Origin of the sequence: Rahnella sp. PAMC25617, assembly GCF_050606005.1 — a bacterium.
Lineage (GTDB): Bacteria > Pseudomonadota > Gammaproteobacteria > Enterobacterales > Enterobacteriaceae > Rahnella > Rahnella variigena.
The window spans coordinates 165,902-189,321 of record NZ_JBOCUM010000017.1 but is presented as its reverse complement, the minus strand read 5'-3'; the positions used below and the strand labels follow the sequence as shown (position 1 = coordinate 189,321).

The window sequence follows — 23,420 nt, the reverse complement described above, 5'->3', positions numbered from 1 at the left end:
CATTGCCGGCTTATTTACTGCCGAACAGACGGTTTTCTTGTTCCGCGACGCGGATAAAGGTCGTGCGTTTGGTCAGTTCTTTAAGACGCTCAGCACCCACATAAGTACAGGCAGAACGCAGGCCACCGAGGACATCGCGCACAGTGTTTTCAACCGGACCACGCAGAGGTAATTTCACCGTTTTACCTTCTGCCGCACGGTATTCTGCAACACCACCGACGTGACGTTTCATCGCAGATTCTGAACTCATGCCATAGAAAAGCATGAATTTTTCGCCATTTTCTTCAACGACTGTACCTTCACATTCGTCATGCGCAGCCAGCATACCGCCAAGCATGACGAAATCAGCACCGCCGCCGAAGGCTTTCGCTACATCGCCAGGAACCGCACAGCCGCCATCACTGACAATCTGTCCGCCCAGCCCGTGCGCCGCATCTGCACATTCGATAACCGCAGAAAGCTGCGGATAACCCACACCGGTTTTCACGCGAGTGGTACAGACAGACCCTGGACCGATACCGACTTTAACGATATCTGCACCTGAAAGAATCAGCTCTTCAACCATTTCGCCGGTGACCACATTACCGGCACAGATCACTTTATCCGGACAGGCTTCACGAACACGTTGCAGGAAACCGACAAAATGCTCGGAGTACCCGTTCGCTACATCCAGACAAACAAATTGCAACAGTGGGGAAAGAGCCAGAATTTGCAGAGTTTTAACGAAATCCGCTTCTGATGTTCCGGTCGACACCATCACATTGCGCAGGACGGATTCATCCGAAGACGTGATAAATGCCTGCCACTGTTCTACGGTATAATGCTTATGTACCGCGGTCAAAAGACCGAAAGAAGCCAGAACGGTCGCCATACGGAATGTTCCGACGGTGTCCATGTTCGCGGCAATGATCGGTGTGCCAGACCAGCTGATACCAGAGTGTTTGAATGTGAATGTGCGTTCCAGTTCGACTTCGGAACGACTTTTGAGAGTGGAGCGTTTAGGGCGGATAAGTACGTCTTTAAAACCTAACTTCAAATCTTCTTCAATACGCATGACGGGTTTGTCCTGGTTTGGCGACGGGTCGCTAGGGTGTACAGCAAATTTTTAGACACCCTTTCCAGTGGTTTTATCATACACAGGAAAATGACAACGGCAAGATGGCTTTTGCAACTCACATCACAGACTTTTGATTGTGCTGCTGAATAGTTTTCGCATGAAAAGCGGGACGACGACGGCTTGCACTTAATCACAATCTCTTTATCATTTACCTGTCTAATTTTATCAGAGCATCCGCATGAGCTATATCGTTGCATTGACCGGAGGTATCGGGAGTGGCAAAAGTACAGTTGCCGAAAGTTTCGCCCGCCACGGTGTAAACATTGTCGATGCCGATATTATCGCCCGTCAGGTAGTAGCGCCGGGAGAACCTGCGCTGGATCAGCTCCATCAGCGATTTGGTAACGAAATTATTCTTGCCGATGGCTCACTGAACCGCCCGGCTCTGCGGGAAAAGATATTCAGCTATCCGCCTGATAAAGAATGGGTTAACCAGTTACTGCACCCCATCATTCATGCCAGAACACAGCAGCTTTTTGCACAGGCCGATACGCCCTATGTGCTCTGGGTAGTGCCATTGCTGATTGAAAATGGATTACAGACGCGGGCAAATCGCGTACTGGTAGTGGATGTTGAGCCTCAGATTCAGCTTTCACGCACCCTACTTCGCGACAGAATTAGTCGTCAGCAGGCAGAAAATATTATTGCTGCGCAGGTAAGTCGTGAAAAGCGGCTGGCCTGTGCGGATGACATCATTGATAACAGCGGTGACCCGAAATCCATTGAACCGCGTGTTGCCCTATTACATTGCCGCTATCTGGAATTTGCGGCATCAGTAAACAGACAGGATATTGCCAAGCATGACTGATGTAGCTGCAACCGTTCTTTTTGAACATCCCCTGAATGAGAAAATGCGCACCTGGCTGCGTATCGAGTTTTTGTTGCAACAGATGCACTCTAATGCACAAATCACTTCCATTGCTTCTGCCCTGTTATTTTTCCGTACCGCATCTGATTTGCTCGACGTACTGGAGCGCGGAGAAGTCCGTACTGATTTACTGAAAGAACTGGAACGCCAGCAACAAAAATTATCCCAGTGGAAAGACGTTCCGGGCGTGGATCTTTCAAGAGTTGACGGCCTGCGTAGCGAGCTCAAACAGTGCGCCTCCGTGCTGATGAAAGCCCCACGCATCGGACAGGCGCTGAAGGAAGATCGCCTGATTGCTCTGGTCCGCCAGCGTCTGAGTATTCCAGGTGGCTGCTGTAGTTTTGATCTCCCGACGCTGCACATATGGCTGCATCTGGCTCAGTCCCAGCGTGACAGCGAAGTGAAAAACTGGCTCGAAACGCTCGCCCCGCTGAATAACTCACTCACTATGGTTTTGGGGCTGATCCGCCAGTCTGGCGCGTTTCGTAATCAGATCAGCCTGAATGGTTTTTTCCAGGACAACGCAGAAGGCGCAGATCTGTTACGATTGCGCCTCTCGATGGAAAACCAACTTTATCCGCAAGTATCCGGGCATAAAACCCGTTATGCCATTCGCTTTTTACCCCTGGACAGCGAACATGGCGTGGTTCCCGCACGACTGAATTTCGAACTTGCCTGCTGCTAGGAGTTGCACATGGATCCTGAAATTATTGAAGTAAATTGCCCGACGTGTGGCAAAACGGTGGTTTGGGGCGAACAAAGCCCTTTCCGCCCTTTTTGTTCCAAGCGCTGCCAGTTGATTGATCTCGGTGAATGGGCCGATGAAGAGAAACGCATCCCGAGTAAAGGCGATGTGAATGACCTGGACGACTGGAGTGAAGAAGAGATTTAAGTCAGATCATGAGTACGCAAAAAGGGGCTTTGGCCCCTTTTTTGATCATGTCATCCACAACAAGTGCGTCATCAGTACTTATTGTTTTTAAGGGCCGTTACGATGGCTTCGTTAGCCGGAGGAAACTCTTCCTCTTTCAAATCAGACTGTGCAACCCAGCGTTTAGGCTGCCCTTCTTTGCCATAAGGTTCACCTTGCCACTCTTCCACCAGGAAGAAATGCAACGTGATGATGCGGTCCGGGAAACGATGCTCCAGCGTTTTCAGCAGTACCGGTGATTGCGCATCGATTCCAACTTCTTCCTGCAATTCGCGGATCACTGCCTGATCCGGCGTTTCACCTGCTTCAATTTTCCCGCCGGGAAACTCCCAGAAACCTGCCATATGCGATGACACATCGCGCTGAGTAATAAAGATTTCTTTCTGAGCATTACGAATAATGCCGACTGAGATATTCAGTTGTTTAAGCGTCACAGTATCCACCTATTCGCTGACTGCAAAGACTGTCCTGTACGAACTTTTAGACAAAATTAAAGGCGGTGATTAGCCGCCTTTAAGATTAACACGATGACTTAGCCTGATATGTTACTTTTGCAGGCGGCCATGGCATTGTTTGTATTTTTTACCGGAACCGCATGGGCACAGATCGTTACGTCCCACTTTGCGTTCACCGGAGGCAGCCAGACGTGCGGCTTCCGCCACTTCGATTTCCTGCTGATCCTGATGACTCAGCTGCTGCTGACGGGCCAGATGTTCCGCTTCTTCACGGCGCTGGATTTCCATCGCTTCAATTTCTTCAGGCATACGCACCTGAACTTTGCTCAGCACGCTGACCACTTCATATTTCAGGGATTCCAGCATCGCAGCAAACATCGCGAAGGACTCACGTTTGTATTCCTGCTTAGGATCCTTTTGCGCGTAACCGCGTAAGTGGATGCCCTGACGCAGATAATCCATCGCTGCCAGATGCTCTTTCCAGAGGGAATCGAGGGTCTGCAACATTACGCCTTTCTCGAAGTTACGCATCATTTCAGCGCCAACCACTTCTTCTTTACGGGCGTAAGACTCTTTCGCGAGTTCCATGATACGTTCGCGAAGGGTTTCTTCATGCAGTTCCGGCTCTTTATCCAGCCACTCAGAAATCGGCATTTCCAGCTCGAAATCGTTTTTCAGGCGCTCTTCCAGACCTTTCACATCCCACATTTCCTCCAGAGACTGTGGTGGAATGTAGCTGTCGATAGTCGCTTTGAACACATCTTCACGGATGCTGGCAATGGTTTCGCTCACATCAGACACGTCCAGCAGTTCGTTACGCTGGCTGTAGATCGCACGACGCTGATCGCTCGCCACATCATCGTATTCCAGCAATTGCTTACGAATATCGAAGTTACGGCTTTCAACTTTACGCTGAGCGTTGGCAATCGCTTTGGTCACCCATGGGTGCTCAATCGCTTCGCCTGGTTTCATACCCAGTTTACGCATCATGCTTGATACACGGTCAGACGCGAAGATACGCATCAGGGCATCTTCCATAGACAGGTAGAAGCGTGATGAACCGGCATCACCCTGACGACCCGCACGACCGCGCAACTGGTTATCGATACGACGTGATTCATGACGCTCGGTACCAATGATGTGCAAACCACCAGAAGCCAGAACCGCGTCATGGCGAATCTGCCATGCGGCTTTAATTTCAGCAATTTTCTCGTCGGTCACTTCTTCGCCCAGGTTTTCAACTTCAACCTGCCAGCTGCCGCCCAGCACGATATCGGTACCACGACCCGCCATGTTGGTAGCGATGGTTACTGCGCTTGGCTGACCCGCCTGAGCAACGATGTCTGCTTCTTTGGCGTGGAATTTGGCGTTCAGAACGCTGTGAGCGATGCCCGCTTTCGTCAGCTCGTTAGAAACCACTTCTGACTTTTCAATCGAAATGGTACCGACCAGAACCGGCTGGCCCTTAGCGGTACACTGACGGATATCTTCGATAATCGCGCCAATTTTTTCCATCTCAGTCATGTACACCAGGTCGGCCATGTCTTTACGCACCATAGGGCGGTTAGTTGGCACAACAATGGTATCCAGTTTGTAGATAGAGCTGAATTCGAATGCTTCGGTATCCGCAGTACCGGTCATACCGGCCAGTTTTTCGTACAGACGGAAGTAGTTCTGGAAGGTGATAGAAGCCAGCGTCTGGTTTTCGTTCTGAATCTCAACGCCTTCTTTAGCTTCTACTGCCTGATGCAGACCGTCGGACCAGCGACGACCTTGCATGGTACGGCCGGTGTGTTCATCGACAATAATGACTTCACCGTCTTTCACGATGTAATCGACATCGCGGGTGAACAGTACGTGCGCGCGCAGTGCTGCAGTCACGTGGTGCATCAGCATGATGTTAGTCGGGGAATACAGAGATTCACCTTCTTCCATGATGCCTGCTTCTACCAGCATTTCTTCGATCAGCACCAGACCACGTTCGGTCAGGTGAACCTGACGCGCTTTCTCATCCACAGAGAAGTGGCCTTCACCCTGGAAGGTGTCGGAATCCTCTTTTTCCTGACGGATCAGTTTAGGGATCAGTTTGTCCACGCGGGTGTACATTTCTGAGCTATCTTCAGCAGGACCGGAGATGATCAGCGGAGTACGTGCTTCATCGATCAGGATGGAGTCAACCTCATCCACCAGCGCGTAGTGCAGTTTACGCTGTACACGTTCTTCCGGGCTGAATGCCATGTTGTCGCGCAGGTAGTCAAAGCCGTATTCGTTGTTTGTACCGTATGTGATGTCAGCAGCGTAAGCAGCACGCTTAGCCGGTGAAGGCATACCCGGCAAGTTGATGCCGATGCTCAGACCGAGGAATTCAAACAACGGACGGTTATTTTCGGCGTCACGCTGGGCTAAATAGTCATTGACGGTCACGACGTGAACGCCCTTTCCGCTCAGTGCGTTCAGGTAAGCTGGCAGCGTTGCAGTCAGCGTTTTACCTTCACCGGTACGCATTTCCGCGATGCAACGCTCGTTCAGAACCATACCGCCGAGTAACTGCACGTCAAAGTGACGCATCCCGAACACACGTTTACTGGATTCACGCACCACAGCAAAAGCTTCCGGGATCAGGTTTTCCAGCACTTCACCTTTTGCCAGACGCTCACGGAACTCATTGGTTTTCGCCTGCAGTTGCTCGTCGGTCAACTTTTGAATTTCAGGTTCCATGCGGTTGATCAGATCAACAACTTTACGCATGCGACGCAGTGTACGATCGTTACGGCTACCAAAAACTTTGGTCAATAATTTGATTAACATTATGCTTAATATCTCTTGGAGGCCATCTAAAAATGGCCACTAATTTATTGATTTATAGATAGAGTTTGAAATTACAGTCTGTTAAATCAGGAAGGTTGGCCCAGCACGAATACCTTGTACCTGTGCTAACCACAGGCCGGTCTGGTGCGGTAAAGAGAAGGTAAGGAAAGGTTGTTGCGTCTGACGGATGATAACCGGTGGCTTGGATTCATGGGTCAGTAAAGCATTCAGAGTGACCAGCAGGGCCAGTTGCTGAACGTGTAATGGTCCGGCTTCTTCAGCGACCACTTCCGGCGCGGCAACGGTATAAACCACCTGCGGAGCCAGAGCAAAAGAGAGATGACGGATAACTGTGCGCAACGCATGTTGCTGCCAGTAATCCACACCAAAAGACGGGCGGCGGTTCGCCTGGAGCAATGCAAGATTACTCAGCCCTGTACTACTGATGTTAAGACGGTTTAGACTTGAGGACGTATTGGGAACAGCAGGCAGTTCCGTTTGCGACAGGTTCGTTGACACGCCAAGGCTGGCCGCGACCATCCCCAAAAGGAGATGCGGCCAAAAATACCTTCTGCCAAATTGTCGCCAACGATTTAGAATGCCAATCACAAGTTTACAATCCGCCGGAGCCCGTCATGCGCGATAGTCGCCCACAATTATTAGATATCCTGTTCGATGACGCTTCTTCCACAGAGCAAAGCCCGCTGCGTATTGTTCAACAGCGTGCTGCGGCGTTATTAAAACTCAACCGCGCAGTCAAAGGTCTGTTACCGGCGCCCATGCAACCATGGTGTCGTGTCGGTAATTATCGACAGGGTGTTTTAGTACTCGAGATTGCTAATGCCAGCTGGATGATGCGATTACGCTATGAACAACCTGCATTACTCTCTGCACTTCGAGCGCAAATTCTACCATCTTTGTCATCAATCGACATCAGGATTAATCCTTCGCTCATGTCGAAAATGGAAAATGCTTCGCAGATTGCGATTAAAAATAAAGCAATCGCTTCAGAGTCCATGCCTGTCAGACATTTGAGTGCGCAAAGTGCTGAGGAATTAAGAGGACTGGCGAGCCGTAGCCCGGAAAAACTGAGGAAGGCATTAGAACGACTGGCTGAATTGGCCGGAGAGAGTGCCAAAACAACCAGTCGTAATAAGTAATACGAGTATCGATTACGCCATTACTGTGGAAGGCGCTTTAAAAGCCAGCGGCAATTCAGCTTCATCCTGGAAGGTGACTAATTCCCAGGCTTCCTGCTTAGCCAATACCGCTTGCAATAACTTGTTGTTCAACGCGTGGCCAGACTTGAATGCGGTAAACGCACCAATGATGTTATGCCCACACATGAACAAGTCACCGATAGCATCCAGCATTTTGTGACGAACGAATTCATCTTCAAAACGCAGGCCATCTTCGTTAAGCACGCGATAATCATCCACAACGATAGCGCAATCAAAGCTGCCACCCAGGCACAAACCACGTGACTGCAGGTACTCGATATCACGCATGAAACCAAAAGTACGTGCGCGGCTAATTTGGCGAACAAATGCTTCTGCGGAGAAGTTCATTTTGTAGCGCTGAGAGCTGGAATCGATCGCCGGGTGGTTGAAGTCGATAGTGAAGTCCAGAGAGAAACCATTGAATGGTTTGAACTCAGCCCACTTATCACCGTCTTCAACACGCACGGTTTCTTTGATGCGCAAGAATTTCTTGGCGCTGTTCAGCTCTTCAATCCCTGCATCCATCAGCAGATAGACGAAAGGTGCAGCACTACCGTCCATAATCGGCACTTCAGGCGCATCGACTTCGATAACAATGTTATCAATGCCCAGGCCAGCTAATGCCGCATTAAGGTGTTCAACCGTAGAAATACGTACGTCATGCTCATTAACCAGGCAAGTACAGAGCATGGTATCACGCACGGATTTTGCATCTGCCGGGAAATCAACCGGTGGATTCAAGTCAGTGCGACGATAGATGACCCCGGTATTTGCCGGTGCAGGACGCAGAGTCAGGGTGACTTTCTTGCCGGTATGTAAACCGACGCCCGTCGCCTGAACGATACGTTTTAATGTACGTTGTTTGATCATCGTTTTTATCTCGCAATGTTTATCCATCCAACCGACCTAAGCATACCTTAAGGTCGGCGGGACAGTTTAGCACAAAGAGCGGAGATCCTACAATTCGGACTAGTCTGCCTGCTTACGCAGGAAGGCAGGGATGTCCAGATAGTCGGGCTCTTTATTAGATTGCGCGCTTTGATCATTGACCACTTTAGCAGCGGGTTTCGTTTCCTGCGGCAGCGGAGACATCCCGTGCTGCTGATAACGATGATCCATCACTGGCTGCGCGGCTGGCTTATTGGTCACCAAAGTGATTTCAGGACGTTTGTCCATGCCAATACCGGTCGCAACCACGGTGACGCGCAATTCGTCATTCATTTCCGGGTCAAGGGAAGTACCGATAACCACGGTAGCGTTGTCAGAGGCGAAAGCACGGATAGTGTTACCCACAGTTTCAAACTCATCCAGACGCAGGTCGAAGCCAGCGGTGATGTTGACCAGAACGCCGCGAGCGCCTGACAGGTCGATATCTTCCAGCAGCGGGCTGGAGATCGCCATTTCAGCCGCTTCTTCAGCACGGTCTTCACCACATGCCACGCCGGAGCCCATCATGGCATAACCCATTTCAGACATAACGGTGCGCACGTCAGCGAAGTCGACGTTCATCAGACCCGGACGGGTGATCAGCTCTGCGATACCCTGCACCGCGCCTTTCAGCACGTCGTTGGCCGCACCGAAGGCGTCCAGCAGAGAGATACCGCGACCCAAAACTTTTAACAGCTTGTCGTTCGGGATAGTAATCAGGGAGTCCACATGTTTGGACAATTCAGCGATACCCTGCTCCGCGAATGCCATACGCTTTTTGCCTTCGAAATTGAAAGGCTTAGTCACGACAGCAACGGTCAGAATACCTAAATCTTTAGCTACTTCAGCAACCACTGGCGCTGCACCGGTACCGGTACCGCCGCCCATGCCCGCTGCGATAAAGACCATATCAGCACCTTCAAGCGCAGCGCGCAGGGCTTCACGGTCTTCTTCTGCAGAATTGCGACCCACTTCCGGGTTCGCACCAGCACCCAGACCTTTGGTAATACCGCTACCGATCTGAATAGTCTGGCCTACTGCCGTTTTACGTAACGCCTGTGCGTCGGTGTTAACGGCGAAGAATTCAACACCTTCGATGCGCTCGCGCACCATGTGTTCGACAGCGTTGCCACCGCCACCGCCGACGCCGATGACTTTAATCACCGCGTCATTGGTCAGTTCCATAGGTTCAAACATAGTTTCTCTCCGTTTTGTGCCTGTCGCGTCGGGATCAAAAACCTTAACAGCATGATCCCGTTGTTAAACCATTAAAACTCTTTTCTCAGCCAGCTGTTGATTCGTTTGAACCAGTTGCCCACTGAGGCGCGTTTTTCCACTTCGGCCTCACCGCTCAGGTGAGACTCCTTCCCGTAGTGCAGCAGCCCTACAGCCGTTGAGTAGTAAGGTTCCTGCGCATAATCTGTCAGCCCGGTGATGTTCAGGGGTTGCCCGATACGCACCTGGGTATGGAATACCCGCTGCGCACAGGCTGCCAGACCATCAATTTGTGCTGCACCGCCTGTCAGAACAATACCGGCGGCCAGATGATGTTTTACGCCTTGCTGGCGTAACTGCTCCTGCAATTGCAAAATTTCGTCGTTCACTAAATTCAGCAATTCTGTGTAACGTGGCTCGATAACTTCAGCCAGTGTCTGACGTTGCAGACTGCGTGGTGGACGTCCACCTACGCTCGGCACTTCGACGTTTTCGTCTTTGCCGACAATCGAACCTAATGCACAACCGTGGCGAACTTTGATCGCTTCGGCATCGGTCGGTGGTGTACCAAACGCATAAGCGATGTCGCTGGTGACCACGTTCCCTGCATAAGGGATAACCTTAGTATGACGTAGTGCGCCGCCGGTATAAACCGCGATATCCATGGTTCCGCCACCAATATCGACCACACACACACCTAATTCACGCTCATCTTCGGTCAGAACGGCATAACTGGCGGCCAGACCGGCAAAAATGAGCTGGTCAACTTTTAAGCCGCAGCGTTCTACCGCTTTAACAATGTTCTTCGCCATATCGTTATGGCAGGTAATCAGGTGAACTTTAGCCTGCATACGCACGCCGGAAAGTCCGACCGGGTTTTTGATCCCTTCCTGATAATCAATGGCATATTCCTGAGGGATCACATGCAGAACCCGATGTTCATCACGCACACGCACAGATTTTGCGGTATGCACGACGTTCTCTACATCTTCCTGTGTGACTTCCTCTTCTGAAATAGGAACCATCCCTATTTCATTCTGACAACTGATATGTTTACCAGACAAAGCAAGGTAAACAGAGGAAATCTGGCAATCCGCCATCAGTTCAGCCTGATCGATGGCGCGCTGTACGCATTTCACCACCGATTCCAGATCATTCACGCCACCCTTGTCCATGCCACGGGATGGGCAACTGCCCACGCCGATAATATTGACCATGCCATCGGGCAGAACTTCCCCCACCAATGCGGCGACCTTTGCCGTACCGATCTCCAGCCCAACTACCAGTTTTCTGTCCGTCGACTTGATCATTGTTGTTTAGCCTGTGCCTGATTCTGTTGCTGATTACTGTTTTGCTGGTCAATAAACTCTGGCGCCCAACCTACCGACGCACCGCTGTCATAACGTAAATCGACATAAGTGATGCGTTTCTTATCGGCCTCTGCCTGTTGCTGGAATCGCGGGTAGAGCTCGATAAAACGTTGTAAACGCCCCATCCGGTCATCTCTCCCCAATTCCAGCCGGACGTCATTATCCAGAGTTAACTGCCACGAGTGACGCGCACTCATTGCCACTGCTTTCAACTGGAACTTACCGGCGGCCAGCGCCTGGCTCATTGTTTGAAAGCCCTGCAAAACATCCTGTTCGCTGCCTTCCGGACCGTAAAGCAACGGCATTTTCTGTTTGACCACACGTTCAGCGGGTATGCTGAAAGATTTGCCCTCGGCATCTACCATATGCAAATCATTCCAGTGTGCGACCGGCACATACTCCACCAGGTGTATCTTCAATTCATTCGGCCATTGCTTACGAACGCTGACCTGTTTTATCCAGGGTAAACGCTCAATCTGCTGCTGAATGACGTTTACATCCTGCGTCATGAACGTTCCCGGAGCCCCTAAGGACAGGATCGCCTGACGAATATCATCATTGGTCGTGTAATGACGTTCCCCGGTAACCACTAACTGGGATAACGGCAGTCGGTTCGCATCCTGCATCCAGCCAACAACGGCCCACGCACTCCATAAAATCGTTCCTACAACCAACAACAGAAACACGATCCCAGCCAGCTGGCCACCGTTACTGCGACGGCCGTTGTTTTCGACCGTCTCACGCTCTCGGGTATTCAGGGCGGCTTGAGACATATCAGTCCGCCAGTGCCAGAATACGGGAAACGAGCCGCGGGAAACTTAACCCGGCGTGTTTGGCTGCCATTGGCACCAGACTGTGGCTGGTCATGCCCGGCGACGTATTTACTTCCAGCAGGTTAAAGCTGCCGTCGCTGTCTTGCATCACGTCAACACGCCCCCAGCCGCTGCAATCGAGCGCCTGATACGCCTGCAATGCCAGCGCAGAAAGCTGTTGTTCCTGTGCTTCGCTTAAACCGCTCGGACAGAAGTACTGTGTTTCATCAGACAAATATTTTGCCTGATAGTCATAAAATGTTCCGGCTGGCTGGATGCGAATGGAGGGCATCACGTCGTCACCCACGATGGCGACCGTGTATTCCGGGCCGCTCAGCCATTTTTCAATCAGTACGTTATCGTCATGGCGGAAGCCTTCCTGCAGGGCTGGCAGCAACTCTTTTTCCGTAGTCACTTTGCTCATGCCAACGCTGGAACCTTCGCGGCTGGGTTTGACGATTACCGGCAGACCCAGTTCGGCGATTTTTGCCGCCAGAGCGCCCTGCCCTGCTTCTTCAATTTGTGAACGATGCAGTACAACAAACGGTGCGACTGGTAAACCTAACGCCTGCCACACCAGTTTGGTGCGGAATTTATCCATAGTCAGCGCAGACGCCATTACACCGCTGCCGGTATAAGGCAAACCGATTTGTTCCAGCAAGCCCTGCAACGTACCGTCTTCACCGCCGCGACCGTGCAGTGCGATAAAGACTTTGCTGAAGCCTTCTTCTTTAAGAAGCGCCACATTAAACGTTTTGGTATCGATGCCGTGAGCATCAATGCCTGATTCACGTAAGCCAGCCAGCACTGCGGCGCCGGACTGTAATGACACATCGCGTTCTGCGGAAGTACCACCCAACAATACTGCTACTTTCTCAGACATGATGTTCTTCACCTTTCTTCACTGGTTGCAGCTTTTGATCAGCCAATTTACGGGCCACTCTGCCGACATTACCGGCGCCCTGAACCAGAACTAAATCGTCACCTTCGAGGATCTGCGCCAGACTTTCCGGCACGGCTTCAATATCAGAAACCAAAATAGGATCCAATTTTCCGCGCGCACGGATGGTGCGGCAAAGCGAGCGGCTGTCAGCGCCAGGGATGGGCGCTTCACCAGCCGGATAAACATCCAGCATGATCAGCACATCAACCTGAGACAGCACATTCGCAAAATCGTCGTACAAATCACGGGTACGCGTGTAACGGTGCGGCTGGAAAATCATCACCAGGCGCTTATTCGCCCAACCTGCCCGTGCGGCTTTGATCGTCGCATCGACTTCCGTCGGATGGTGACCGTAGTCATCAACCAGCATCGCGCTGCCGGTTTTGCCGTTCACATTTTCCAGCGCATATTCGCCCAGGAAATCGAAACGACGGCCTGTACCCTGAAAACCTGCCAGTGCGCGAAGAATGGCGTCATCACTGATCCCTTCATCTGACGCAACGGCTACTGCGGCCGCGGCGTTCAGGGCGTTATGACGACCCGGCGCATTCAGCGTCACGCTTATCAGCGGCAAGTCCTGACGGCGCAGCGTAAAGTGTCCTTGCGCGCCGACCTGGCGGTAATTTTCAATAATCACATCTGCGTCTTCGCTGAAACCGTACGTCGTCATATGACGGCCCACGCGTGGGACCAGCTCGCGGATCACCGGATCATCAATGCACATCACTGCACGTCCGTAGAATGGCAGGTTGTGCAGGAAATTAATGAACGTCTGCTTCAGGATTTCAAAGTCACCCTGATACGTATCCATATGATCCGCTTCGATGTTGGTCACAATTGCCACCATCGGTTGCAGATGAAGGAATGACGCATCACTTTCATCTGCTTCAGCAATCAGGAAACGGCTTGATCCCAGACGCGCATGGGTACCCGCCGCTTTGACCAGTCCGCCGTTAACGAATGTCGGATCCAGACCGGCTTCAGCATAAATACTGGTGACCATCGCTGTGGTCGTCGTTTTGCCGTGCGTACCTGCCACGGCGATACCGTGACGAAAACGCATCAGCTCAGCGAGCATTTCCGCGCGGCGGATCACAGGTATTCGCGCTTCACGTGCGGCAACGATTTCCGGGTTATCGGAAGAGATTGCCGTGGATACCACGACTACGCTGGCATCCAGCACGTTCTCAGGACGGTGATTAAAATAAATCGTCGCGCCCAGAGCGGTCAGTTGCTGTGTTACTGCGTTCGGCGCCAGATCGGAACCACTGATCTGATAGCCTTCATTTGCCAACACTTCGGCGATACCACCCATGCCGGCACCACCGATGCCAACAAAGTGAATGTGCCGGACACGATGCATCTCGGGCACGAAGGTACGCAGTTTCGCCAATTGTTGTGTATTCACGTTTTTATTCACTATTTCAGGTTACTGATTAATCCGTTTCTTACGGCTGGGACCACACACTGCATGGCCCGTTCAATTTCATTTTTTACTGGCGGCAACCACTTCTGCGGCTACACGCTCTGTCGCATCAGGAATAGCGGCTGCACGCGCAGCTTTTGCCATTTGCATCAGATGGGTTCTGTCCCATCCGGCCATCAGATCAGCGACGGCTGCGGCACTAAAGTCTTTCTGTTCAATAATTTTTGCAGCACCCGCTTTTTCCAGCGGCAATGCGTTCCAGTACTGCTGGCGGTCTTTGTGCTGGAATGGCACAAAAATAGCCGGTAAACCTGCGGCAGCAATTTCACTGACCGTTAACGCGCCGGAGCGACAAACAACCACATCTGCCCAGGCATAAGCTGCTGCCATGTCATCAATGAATTCGGTGACTTTGTGCTGAGTCTGACCGACTTTTTCGTAAGCCTGATTCACTGACTCCAGCGCACCTTTACCGACCTGATGCCACAACGTAATTTTATCGCCCATCAGCGCCGCGACTTCCGGCATGCTTTGATTAAGCACCCGCGCACCCTGACTGCCGCCAATCACTAAGACTCTGATCGGGCCTTCGCGTCCGGCTAAGCGCGTTTCCGGCAATTCCAGTGCCAGCACATCCGTGCGTACCGGATTTCCCACGACATCCGCTTTCGGAAAAGCACCGGGGAACGCCTGCAATACTTTGGTAGCAATGTGCGACAACCCTTTGTTGGTCATGCCCGCAATGCCGTTTTGTTCGTGCAGCACCACCGGAATACCCAGTGACCATGCCGCCAGACCGCCGGGGCCGGAAACGTATCCGCCCATGCCTAACACCACATCTGGCTGAAAGCGTTTCATGATGGCCTTCGCCTGACGCCACGCATGATATATGCGAATCGGGGCGGTGAGTTGCGCTTTCAGACCTTTCCCACGTAATCCAGAGATTTTAATGAAATCAATATCAATGCCGTGTTTCGGCACAAGATCCGCTTCCATCCGGTCTGCTGTACCGAGCCAGCGAACTTCCCAACCTTGCGCGATAAGGTGATGCGCCACAGCCAGCCCCGGAAACACATGTCCACCGGTACCGCCGGCCATCACCATTAAACGCCGGGTATTGCCACTCATCGGGCACTCCTTACAAACGCCTGGGCTTTTGCCAGCCGCGTTTCAAAATCCACTCGCAGCAATAACACGATTGCCGTCGACATAATGATTAAGCTCGAACCACCGTAACTGATCAGCGGCAGCGTCAGACCTTTGGTCGGCAACATCCCCGCCGCTGCACCCACATTGACCAGCGCCTGGAAGCTAAACCACACGCCGATAGAACAGGCCAAAAATCCGGAAAAACGCTGATCAATCTCTAATGCACGGCGCCCGATGGACATCGCGCGAAAAGCGACGAAGAATACCATCAACAGGGCCAAAACCACACCGAAATACCCCAGTTCTTCACCCAAAATGGAGAAGATAAAGTCGGTATGCGCTTCCGGTAAATACTCCAGTTTCTGTACTGAATTCCCTAAGCCCTGTCCCCAGAATTCACCACGGCCAAATGCCATCAGCGACTGGGTTAACTGGTAGCCGCTACCAAACGGGTCGGCCCACGGATTCCAGAAAGAGGTAACACGGCGCATACGGTACGGTTCGGCAAGAACCAGCAGCACAACCGCAAACGCACCGGAACCGATAATCGCCAGGAACTGCCACATTTTCGCCCCCGCCAGGAATAACATCGCCAGCGTGGTGATAAACAATACGACTACGGTACCCAGGTCAGGCTGAGCCAGCAGTAAAACGGCCAGCACGACCATCACGCCCATCGGTTTGCAAAAGCCCCAGAAGTTGCTGCGTACTTCATCTACCTTGCGCACCAGATAACTGGCGAGATAGCAAAACAGCGACAGCTTTGAGAACTCAGCAGGCTGAATACGCAATGGTCCGAGTGAAATCCAGCGCGAGGCCCCGTTGACGGAGCTACCGACCACCAGAACCACCAGCAGCATCACTACAGACAGCAGCAACAGCACGTTGCTGTACTTCTGCCAGACGGCCATCGGCACCCGAAGCGTCACCAGCGATAAACCAAAAGCCAGACCGAGATAAATGGCATCACGTTTAGCAAACAAGAACGGATCGTCTGCCAGACGCTGACCGATAGGCATGGAAGCCGACGTCACCATCACAAAACCCACGATCGCCAGACCAAAGGTCAGCCACAGTAACGTCCGGTCGTAAAGTACCAGCGTGACCGAGTCGCTTTCCTTGGCGCCCATCACCCAGTCATTAAATTTTGCGATGAGGCTCAGCCCCGGAATACGCAACCGCATCAGCCCAGCTCCTTCGCCAGCGCGGTGAAGGCATCACCACGTTGTTCAAAACTGCGAAACTGATCCAGACTCGCGCAAGCCGGAGACAGGAGAACCATATCGCCGGAAGTCACGTGCTGACTGATTTCCCGCATCGCCTGTTCCATTGTTTCAAACAGGGAGGAAACATCAGGTCGCAACTCAGCAAGCTCCGCGCCATCACGGCCAAAGCAATAAATACGCAAATTATCGCCCTGCAGATAACGCGTCAGCGGTGCGAAATCAGCAGATTTTCCGTCTCCGCCCAGCAGCAGATGTAACGTCCCTTCAACCTGCAAACCGTTCAGCGCCGCTTCAGTGCTGCCCACATTGGTGGCTTTGGAATCATTAATCCAGCGCACGCCGTTGTGGTGCCAGGCTATCTGAAAACGGTGAGCCAGACCGGTAAAAGTGGTCAGCGCTTTCAGGCTGGACGCATGAGGAATATTCACCGCATCTGCCAGCGCCAGAGCAGCCAGCGCATTAGTGTAGTTGTGGCGTCCGGTCAGCGGCATTTCACGGGTATTCAGCACTTTTTCGCCATGAACACGCAGCCAGATATCATCCTGCTGACGGGTCAGATGGTAATCACCCACATCGACACCAAAACTCACACAACGTTTATCCGCGCCACGCACCGGCATGGTCAGCGCATCGTCCGCGTTAACAACACACAACGCAGCGTTTTCATACACTTTCAGTTTTGCCGCACGGTATTGCTGCAAACCAAACGGATAGCGATCCATATGATCTTCAGTCACGTTCAGAATGGTCGCCGCCGCCGCGTGAAGGCTGTGCGTGGTTTCAAGCTGGAAGCTGGAAAGCTCAAGCACGAACAGATCGTATTCATGATCCAGCATGGTCAGCACCGGCAGGCCGATATTGCCGCCCACGCCGACGCGCCAGCCCGCGGCTTTCGCCATTTCGCCCACCAGCATGGTGACGGTGCTCTTACCGTTAGAACCGGTGATGGCGACAATAGGTGTCGTCGTTTCACGGCAAAACAGTTCGATATCACCCACAATTTCCACGCCTGCATCAGCAGCAGCGATCAGTGCCGGCGTCGCCAGCGCAACGCCCGGACTGGAAATAATTAAATCTGCATCCAGCAGCCAGTCTTCGTTGAGCGAACCCAGGTGACGCTCAATGTTATCCGCCAGTTTATCGAGTCCTGGCGGGCTGACGCGGGTATCAATGACACGCGGCATCACGCCACGTGCTACAAAGAAATCAACACAGGACAGGCCGGTAAGACCCAGCCCGATGATGACCACTTTTTTACCCTGATAGTCAGCCATAATTACCGTACCTTCAGCGTCGCCAGGCCAATCAGCACCAGCATCAGCGAAATAATCCAGAAGCGCACGATGACGCGCGGTTCCGGCCAGCCTTTAAGTTCGTAGTGATGATGGATAGGCGCCATACGGAAAATGCGCTGTCCACGTAACTTGAAGGACCCAACCTGCAGGATCACCGACAGTGTTTCGACCACGAACACACCGCCCATAATCACCAGTAAGAATTCCTGACGCAGCAATACGGCGATGGTACCCAGCGCACCGCCCAGAGCCAGAGAGCCGACATCGCCCATGAATACTTGTGCCGGATAGGTGTTGAACCAGAGGAATCCAAGCCCGGCACCGACGATCGCCGTACACACGATCACCAGTTCACCGGCATGACGCAGATAAGGGATGTGCAGATAGCTGGCGAAGTTCATGTTACCGGTTGCCCATGCCACCAGCGCAAAACCTGCTGCGACGAAGACCGTTGGCATAATCGCCAGACCGTCCAGACCATCGGTCAGGTTGACGGCGTTACTGGTTCCCACGATCACGAAGTAGCTCAGCAGGATGTACATCAGACCGAGCTGCGGCATGATGTCTTTAAAGAACGGCACCACCAGTTCAGTCGCAGGCGTATCTTTACCAATGGCATACATGGTGAATGCCGCCGCCAGCGCGATGACTGACTGCCAGAAGTATTTCCAGCGTGCAATCAGGCCCTTGGTGTCTTTGCGCACGACTTTGCGGTAGTCATCGATAAAGCCCACGATGCCGTAACCAATCAGAACAAACAGCACGCACCACACATACGGATTGGACGGATACGCCCACATCAGTACAGAAATTGTGATCGACGCCAGAATCATCAGGCCGCCCATCGTTGGCGTACCGCGTTTACTGAAATGCGACTCAGGACCGTCGTTACGGACAACCTGACCGAAAGACATTTTTTGCAGACGGGCAATCATGCGCGGCCCGATCCACAGCGACAGGAACAACGCGGTCAGCAGGCTGACAATGGCGCGAAACGTCAGATAGGAAAAGACGTTGAAGCCGGAATAATATTTGACCAAGTGTTCGGCCAGCCAAACTAACATGTTGCATTCTCCTGTAACGCGCGTACTACCTGCTCCATTGCGGCACTACGTGAACCTTTAATTAAAACGGTAATTACCGCGTGTTCAGACAGTAAGCTCGTTAAACGGGCCGTCAGGGCTGCCTTATCCTCTAAATGCTCACCACATCCGCTGACATCACTGATGATGCGGCTGTCATGACCAATACTGAATACTTTGTCGATACCGGCGTCGCGGATGGCTTCGCCGACCTGACGGTGGCAGCTTTCGCTTTCTGCGCCCAGTTCCGCCATATCGCCCACCGCCATCACGCGGTAGCCAGGCATTTCAGAAAGCACCTGCGCCGCGGCTGTCATGGAACCCACGTTGGCGTTGTAGCTGTCATCAAGCAGGGTTTTACCTTCGCTAAGTGCGATTGGGAATAAACGCCCTTTGACAGATTGCAGGGTCGCCAGACCCGCGCGCACGTTCTCCGTCGATGCACCGACGGACATTGCCAGCGCAGCCGCAGCCAGTGCGTTAGCGATGTTGTGACGACCGGGGACCGGCAGCGAGACATTAATGCTGCCCTGAGGAGAATGCAGAGTGAACGCGGTATTCAGCGGACTGATTTCTACATCAGTCGCACTGAAATCGATGCCTTCACCGAAAGTCGGGGAGAAACGCCAGACGGTTTTACTGTCCAGCTTATGCTGCCAGTTCGCCCAGTCGTTGTTGTCGGCATTAATCACGCCAATGCCTTTTTCCGGCAGGCCATCGAAAATCTCGCCTTTCGCCCGTGCGACACCCGCCAGGGAACCGAAACCTTCGAGATGCGCAGCTGACAGGTTATTCACCAGTGCCGTTTCAGGCCGTGCCAGCGCAGTGGTATAGGCGATTTCACCAAGATGATTTGCACCCATTTCGATGACGGCAAAATCATGTTCTGCGGTCAGGCGCAGCAAGGTGAGTGGAACACCGATGTCGTTATTGAAGTTTCCAGCGGTGTACAGCACGTTGCCGCGCTCACGCAAAATAGCCGCAGTCATCTCTTTTACAGATGTCTTGCCGGATGAACCGGTCAGGCCGACGACACGGGCCGGAACCTGCTGACGCACCCAGCCACCCAGTTGCCCGAGAGCAATGCGGGTGTCGGCAACCACTAACTGAGGAACCTCCACCGGTAAGTGCTTACTCACCAGCAAAGCCCTTGCGCCGGCTTTTACGGCATCAGCAGCAAAGTCATGGGCATCAAATTTTTCGCCTTTCAGCGCGATAAACAAAGCGCCCTGGGTGACCAGACGGGTATCCGTGGTCACGCTGTCGATTTGAGTATCTGTGCCGATGAGCTCAGCGTTGAGCACATCTGCCAGAGTTTGCAGGGAAACGCGGATCATGCGATCACCCCCAGCAAACGTGCAACCGTGACGCGGTCGGAATAATCGAGGCGTTGGTTACCGACCAGCTGGTAGTCTTCATGCCCTTTACCGGCAATCAGCACGACGTCTTCTTCTTTCGCCTGCATAATTGCGCTGGTGACGGCTTCTGCGCGACCATGAATTTCCTGCGCACGTCCTGCATCAAGCAGGCCAGCAAGGATATCGGCGACGATAGCACGCGGATCTTCACTGCGTGGATTGTCATCGGTGACGATCACACGGTCAGCGTATTGCTCCGCAATGCCGCCCATCAGCGGGCGCTTGCCTTTATCACGGTCACCGCCGCAACCAAACACACACCACAGCGTACCGCGACAATGCAGACGGGCAGCCGCCAGTGCTTTTTCCAGCGCGTCAGGCGTATGAGCGTAATCAACGACAGCGGTAGGTTTGCCCGGTGCATTGAAGACTTCCATGCGGCCGCAAACCGGTTGTAGCTGAGAAGCCGTAGCCAGTAATTGCGCCAGCGGATAATCCAGGGAAAGCAGCGTTGCCAGCGCAACCAGCAGGTTGCTGACGTTAAATGCGCCCATAAGGCGACTATCAAACTTACCTTCGCCCCAGCTTGAATCGATATTTACGGTAGCGCCATTATCGTGATAATTCACGCTGCGCGCCACCAGCCAGCGGCCTTTCCAGCCTGCCGGGATTTTGTCTTCAATACTGACGGCGACAGCATCAGGCGTTTTCACTAACCAGCGCGCCCCGACTTCATCGTCAGCATTAATGATTTTCTGCCCCACCTGATGCGAGGAGAAAAGCTGCCATTTGGCGTCTTCGTAACTCTGCATATCACCGTGATAATCAAGATGATCACGGCTCAGGTTGGTAAAGGCGGCCGCGGCAAAGGGCAATGCGGCAACACGGTGCTGAACCAGTCCGTGGGAAGAAACTTCCATTGCGGCAAAGGTTGCGCCCTGTTTCACCAGATCGGCCAGAATGTGCTGAACCTGCACGGCAGAACCGGTGGTGTTTTCTGCGGGTACCACGTTATCCAGCAAACCATTGCCGACGGTGCCCATCACGGCGCTGGTTTCGCCCAGTAACTGGCTCCACTGCGCCAGCAACTGCGTGGTGGTGGTTTTACCGTTGGTACCGGTTACGCCAACCAGACGTAACGCTTTGCCCGGTTGCTGGTAAAAACGTCCCGCCAGTTCTGACAGCAGGACGTTGAGATCTTCGAGATAAATGACCGGTACACCATGCATCTGGCAAACCGTTCCGTGTTCTTGTTCACCCTTTGCCTCGGCCACGACGGCAGCGACGCCCTGGGCAATTGCCTGGGGAATAAAACGACGCCCGTCACTGGTATGGCCTGAAACCGCGACAAACAGATCGCCGGCAGCCGCAACGCGGCTGTCCAGAATCATGTCTTTTAGCGCTGCTGCCGGGGCATCACTCACCCAGGGCGCTAAGATGTCGCGCAAATTACGATCTGCCACCTGAAGCCTCTTTTTGATTATTCACTATGTCTGCGTTTTCATCGGCAGTCAGCGCATCCGGTTCAACGTTCATGGTACGCAATACGCCGCCCATGATGGCGCCAAACACTGGTGCGGAAACGGCCCCACCGTAATATTTCCCTGCTTGTGGATCGTTAATGACCACCACAAGCGCAAATCTTGGATTGCTTGCTGGCGCAACGCCGGCGGTATAGGCAATATATTTGTTAACGTATTTACCGTCCGGACCGACTTTCTTCGCGGTACCCGTTTTTATCGCAATACGGTAACCCTTGATCGCGGCCTTCACGCCACCGCCGCCAGGCAATGCGACGCTTTCCATCATATGTACGACGGTACGCACCAGCGGTTCAGGGAAGACACGTTCGCCGGATACCGGCGGATCAACTTTCGTGATCGACAATGGGCGATAAATGCCCATGCTGCCGATCGTTGCGTAGACTCGCGCTAACTGGAGAGGTGTCACCATTAGCCCGTAGCCGAAAGAGAAGGTGGCCCTCTCTATGTCAGACCACCGTTGTTTTTTAGGGTATATGCCACTGCTTTCTCCAACCAGCCCCAAATTGGTTGGTTTTCCCAATCCGAATCGCGAGTAAGTATCTACCAGCTCAGCGGAGGGCATCGATAACGCCAGTCGTGAAACACCGACGTTACTCGACTTCTGCAAGATGCCCGTGACGGAAAGCTCACCGTAACGCGCAACATCTTTAATCTCATGGCCATTGATCCGATACGGCAGGGTGTTCAGCACGCTGTTTTCGCGGACCACACCGTTTTTCAGTGCCGTCATCACCACCATCGGTTTCACTGTAGAACCCGGCTCAAAAATGTCGGTGATGGCACGGTTACGCATCACATCTTTCGGGGTATCCGGCATGTTGTTTGGGTTATATGACGGGCTGTTCGCCATCGCCAGCACTTCACCGGTCTGGACATCAACCAGCACGGCGGTACCTGATTCGGCTTTGTTAAACGCCACCGCATTATTCAGTTCGCGGTAAACCAGCGCCTGTAAACGCTCGTCGATACTCAGTGCGAGGTTGTGGGCGGCCTGACTGTCGACGGTAGAAATATCTTCGATAACGCGACCAAAGCGGTCTTTACGAATGGTACGTTCACCGGGTTTACCGGTCAGCCAGCGGTCAAAACTCTTCTCAACGCCTTCAATGCCTTCGCCATCAATGTTGGTCACGCCGATAACATGCGACGTCACCTGACCGGCCGGATAATAACGGCGCGATTCCTGACGCAGGGAAATCCCCGGCAGTTTGAGTTTATGGACATATTCGCCAACGGCAGGGTTAACCTGACGGGCAAGGTAGACGAAGCGGCCGTTTGGATTAGCATTAATGCGGGCGGAAAGCTGGGCAAGCGGCATGTTCAGCGCGTCAGCCAGTGCCTTCCATTTGGTATCGACGGTAATGCCGCCGCGATCGTTAATTTCTTTCGGGTCTGCCCAGATAGCATTGACCGGAACGCTGACCGCCAGAGGGCGACCGGAACGATCGGTAATCATGCCACGTGAGGTAGGAATGGTTTGCACGCGCAGGGAACGCAGATCCCCTTCTCTCACCAGCTTATCCGGGTTAATGACCTGCAGGTATGCCACACGCAACATCAGGCCAACCAATGCCAGCAGGATACAGGCGCACAACAACGCAAAACGCCAGCTGATAAAGCTGGCTTGATCTTCTGGACGCTTTAACTTCGCGGTGCGTGTTGCTTTCATTAGCT

21 protein-coding genes are annotated in these 23,420 nt (G+C 52.8%); 4 read left to right on the top strand and 17 right to left on the bottom strand.

What is annotated here, in order from left to right; translation table 11 throughout:
* Positions 1-10: 10 nt before the first annotated feature.
* On the bottom strand, positions 11-1,054 hold the full coding sequence (locus ACM615_RS19995; RefSeq protein WP_132966691.1) for a GMP reductase: 1,044 nt from the start codon (positions 1,052-1,054) through the stop codon (positions 11-13).
* 241 nt (positions 1,055-1,295) lie between these two features.
* On the opposite strand from ACM615_RS19995, the gene coaE reads away from it, so the two are divergent.
* The 3 genes from coaE to yacG are packed head-to-tail and all read left to right on the top strand — an operon-like array spanning position 1,296 to position 2,877.
* Positions 1,296-1,925 carry a dephospho-CoA kinase gene (gene coaE / locus ACM615_RS19990; RefSeq protein WP_113876348.1) on the top strand — a complete coding sequence of 210 codons (630 nt, stop codon included), beginning with the start codon at positions 1,296-1,298 and terminating at the stop codon, positions 1,923-1,925.
* The gene (gene zapD, locus ACM615_RS19985; RefSeq protein WP_113876347.1) at positions 1,918-2,670 is read left to right on the top strand and encodes a cell division protein ZapD; all 753 of its coding nucleotides are present in this window, start codon (positions 1,918-1,920) and stop codon (positions 2,668-2,670) included. Before coaE ends, zapD begins: the two co-directional genes overlap by 8 nt.
* Before the next feature lie 9 nt (positions 2,671-2,679).
* Positions 2,680-2,877 (top strand): DNA gyrase inhibitor YacG, encoded by a 198-nt coding sequence (yacG, locus tag ACM615_RS19980; RefSeq protein WP_112286938.1) that lies wholly within the window; start codon positions 2,680-2,682, stop codon positions 2,875-2,877.
* A 71-nt stretch (positions 2,878-2,948) separates the two neighbouring features.
* Here the strand turns inward: yacG and mutT are convergent, their stop codons facing one another.
* The 3 genes from mutT to secM form a co-directional block, all read right to left on the bottom strand.
* Positions 2,949-3,350, bottom strand: coding sequence for an 8-oxo-dGTP diphosphatase MutT (gene mutT / locus ACM615_RS19975; protein WP_112287009.1), 402 nt, complete (start codon positions 3,348-3,350; stop codon positions 2,949-2,951).
* A 111-nt stretch (positions 3,351-3,461) separates the two neighbouring features.
* A complete protein-coding gene (secA, locus tag ACM615_RS19970; RefSeq protein WP_112286939.1) occupies positions 3,462-6,179 on the bottom strand; it encodes a preprotein translocase subunit SecA in 2,718 nt (905 codons plus the stop codon).
* A gap of 81 nt (positions 6,180-6,260) precedes the next feature.
* The gene (gene secM / locus ACM615_RS19965) at positions 6,261-6,788 is read right to left on the bottom strand and encodes a secA translation cis-regulator SecM (RefSeq protein WP_112286940.1); all 528 of its coding nucleotides are present in this window, start codon (positions 6,786-6,788) and stop codon (positions 6,261-6,263) included.
* 26 nt (positions 6,789-6,814) lie between these two features.
* On the opposite strand from secM, the gene ACM615_RS19960 reads away from it, so the two are divergent.
* Complete coding sequence (locus ACM615_RS19960; RefSeq protein WP_431012387.1) at positions 6,815-7,339, top strand: DUF721 domain-containing protein; 525 nt, start codon at positions 6,815-6,817, stop codon at positions 7,337-7,339.
* A 12-nt stretch (positions 7,340-7,351) separates the two neighbouring features.
* On the opposite strand, the gene lpxC is transcribed toward ACM615_RS19960, so the two are convergent.
* The 13 genes from lpxC to ACM615_RS19895 all read right to left on the bottom strand — a co-directional run bounded on the left by lpxC (position 7,352) and on the right by ACM615_RS19895 (position 23,415).
* Entirely contained in the window at positions 7,352-8,269 is a 918-nt protein-coding gene (gene lpxC / locus ACM615_RS19955) for a UDP-3-O-acyl-N-acetylglucosamine deacetylase (protein WP_112286942.1), read from the bottom strand.
* 99 nt (positions 8,270-8,368) lie between these two features.
* Complete coding sequence (gene ftsZ / locus ACM615_RS19950; RefSeq protein ID WP_112286943.1) at positions 8,369-9,523, bottom strand: cell division protein FtsZ; 1,155 nt, start codon at positions 9,521-9,523, stop codon at positions 8,369-8,371.
* A gap of 71 nt (positions 9,524-9,594) precedes the next feature.
* Positions 9,595-10,851, bottom strand: a complete 1,257-nt coding sequence (gene ftsA / locus ACM615_RS19945) for a cell division protein FtsA (RefSeq protein ID WP_009634688.1) — start codon at positions 10,849-10,851, stop codon at positions 9,595-9,597.
* On the bottom strand, positions 10,848-11,684 hold the full coding sequence (ftsQ, locus tag ACM615_RS19940; RefSeq protein ID WP_112286944.1) for a cell division protein FtsQ: 837 nt from the start codon (positions 11,682-11,684) through the stop codon (positions 10,848-10,850). The genes ftsA and ftsQ overlap by 4 nt, the downstream gene beginning before the upstream one ends.
* Position 11,685: 1 nt before the next feature.
* Entirely contained in the window at positions 11,686-12,606 is a 921-nt protein-coding gene (locus ACM615_RS19935; RefSeq protein WP_431012386.1) for a D-alanine--D-alanine ligase, read from the bottom strand.
* Positions 12,599-14,074, bottom strand: a complete 1,476-nt coding sequence (gene murC / locus ACM615_RS19930) for a UDP-N-acetylmuramate--L-alanine ligase (RefSeq protein WP_431012385.1) — start codon at positions 14,072-14,074, stop codon at positions 12,599-12,601. The genes ACM615_RS19935 and murC overlap by 8 nt, the downstream gene beginning before the upstream one ends.
* Positions 14,075-14,152: 78 nt before the next feature.
* The gene (gene murG, locus ACM615_RS19925) at positions 14,153-15,220 is read right to left on the bottom strand and encodes an undecaprenyldiphospho-muramoylpentapeptide beta-N-acetylglucosaminyltransferase (protein WP_120161922.1); all 1,068 of its coding nucleotides are present in this window, start codon (positions 15,218-15,220) and stop codon (positions 14,153-14,155) included.
* The gene (gene ftsW, locus ACM615_RS19920) at positions 15,217-16,419 is read right to left on the bottom strand and encodes a cell division protein FtsW (protein ID WP_369920229.1); all 1,203 of its coding nucleotides are present in this window, start codon (positions 16,417-16,419) and stop codon (positions 15,217-15,219) included. Before ftsW ends, murG begins: the two co-directional genes overlap by 4 nt.
* A 5-nt stretch (positions 16,420-16,424) precedes the next feature.
* Positions 16,425-17,741, bottom strand: a complete 1,317-nt coding sequence (murD, locus tag ACM615_RS19915; protein ID WP_431012384.1) for a UDP-N-acetylmuramoyl-L-alanine--D-glutamate ligase — start codon at positions 17,739-17,741, stop codon at positions 16,425-16,427.
* Between the two features lie 2 nt (positions 17,742-17,743).
* Positions 17,744-18,826 (bottom strand): phospho-N-acetylmuramoyl-pentapeptide-transferase, encoded by a 1,083-nt coding sequence (gene mraY / locus ACM615_RS19910; RefSeq protein ID WP_112286949.1) that lies wholly within the window; start codon positions 18,824-18,826, stop codon positions 17,744-17,746.
* On the bottom strand, positions 18,820-20,181 hold the full coding sequence (gene murF, locus ACM615_RS19905; protein ID WP_431012383.1) for a UDP-N-acetylmuramoyl-tripeptide--D-alanyl-D-alanine ligase: 1,362 nt from the start codon (positions 20,179-20,181) through the stop codon (positions 18,820-18,822). Before murF ends, mraY begins: the two co-directional genes overlap by 7 nt.
* Positions 20,178-21,665, bottom strand: coding sequence for a UDP-N-acetylmuramoyl-L-alanyl-D-glutamate--2,6-diaminopimelate ligase (gene murE / locus ACM615_RS19900; protein ID WP_431012382.1), 1,488 nt, complete (start codon positions 21,663-21,665; stop codon positions 20,178-20,180). Before murE ends, murF begins: the two co-directional genes overlap by 4 nt.
* Complete coding sequence (locus tag ACM615_RS19895; RefSeq protein WP_112286952.1) at positions 21,652-23,415, bottom strand: peptidoglycan glycosyltransferase FtsI; 1,764 nt, start codon at positions 23,413-23,415, stop codon at positions 21,652-21,654. The genes murE and ACM615_RS19895 overlap by 14 nt, the downstream gene beginning before the upstream one ends.
* Positions 23,416-23,420 lie beyond the last annotated feature (5 nt).

Excerpts from the sequence above, each read along its gene's own strand:
- mraY (WP_112286949.1), bottom strand. The coding sequence starts at position 18,826 with ATGTTAGTTTGGCTGGCCGAACACTTGGTCAAATATTATTCCGGCTTC.
- ACM615_RS19960 (WP_431012387.1), top strand. The coding sequence starts at position 6,815 with ATGCGCGATAGTCGCCCACAATTATTAGATATCCTGTTCGATGACGCT.
- coaE (WP_113876348.1), top strand. The coding sequence starts at position 1,296 with ATGAGCTATATCGTTGCATTGACCGGAGGTATCGGGAGTGGCAAAAGT.
- secA (WP_112286939.1), bottom strand. The coding sequence starts at position 6,179 with ATGTTAATCAAATTATTGACCAAAGTTTTTGGTAGCCGTAACGATCGT.
- ftsQ (WP_112286944.1), bottom strand. The coding sequence starts at position 11,684 with ATGTCTCAAGCCGCCCTGAATACCCGAGAGCGTGAGACGGTCGAAAAC.
- lpxC (WP_112286942.1), bottom strand. The coding sequence starts at position 8,269 with ATGATCAAACAACGTACATTAAAACGTATCGTTCAGGCGACGGGCGTC.
- ftsA (WP_009634688.1), bottom strand. The coding sequence starts at position 10,851 with ATGATCAAGTCGACGGACAGAAAACTGGTAGTTGGGCTGGAGATCGGT.
- yacG (WP_112286938.1), top strand. The coding sequence starts at position 2,680 with ATGGATCCTGAAATTATTGAAGTAAATTGCCCGACGTGTGGCAAAACG.
- murD (WP_431012384.1), bottom strand. The coding sequence starts at position 17,741 with ATGGCTGACTATCAGGGTAAAAAAGTGGTCATCATCGGGCTGGGTCTT.
- ACM615_RS19895 (WP_112286952.1), bottom strand. The coding sequence starts at position 23,415 with ATGAAAGCAACACGCACCGCGAAGTTAAAGCGTCCAGAAGATCAAGCC.
- murF (WP_431012383.1), bottom strand. The coding sequence starts at position 20,181 with ATGATCCGCGTTTCCCTGCAAACTCTGGCAGATGTGCTCAACGCTGAG.
- ACM615_RS19995 (WP_132966691.1), bottom strand. The coding sequence starts at position 1,054 with ATGCGTATTGAAGAAGATTTGAAGTTAGGTTTTAAAGACGTACTTATC.
- zapD (WP_113876347.1), top strand. The coding sequence starts at position 1,918 with ATGACTGATGTAGCTGCAACCGTTCTTTTTGAACATCCCCTGAATGAG.
- ftsZ (WP_112286943.1), bottom strand. The coding sequence starts at position 9,523 with ATGTTTGAACCTATGGAACTGACCAATGACGCGGTGATTAAAGTCATC.
- ACM615_RS19935 (WP_431012386.1), bottom strand. The coding sequence starts at position 12,606 with ATGTCTGAGAAAGTAGCAGTATTGTTGGGTGGTACTTCCGCAGAACGC.
- murG (WP_120161922.1), bottom strand. The coding sequence starts at position 15,220 with ATGAGTGGCAATACCCGGCGTTTAATGGTGATGGCCGGCGGTACCGGT.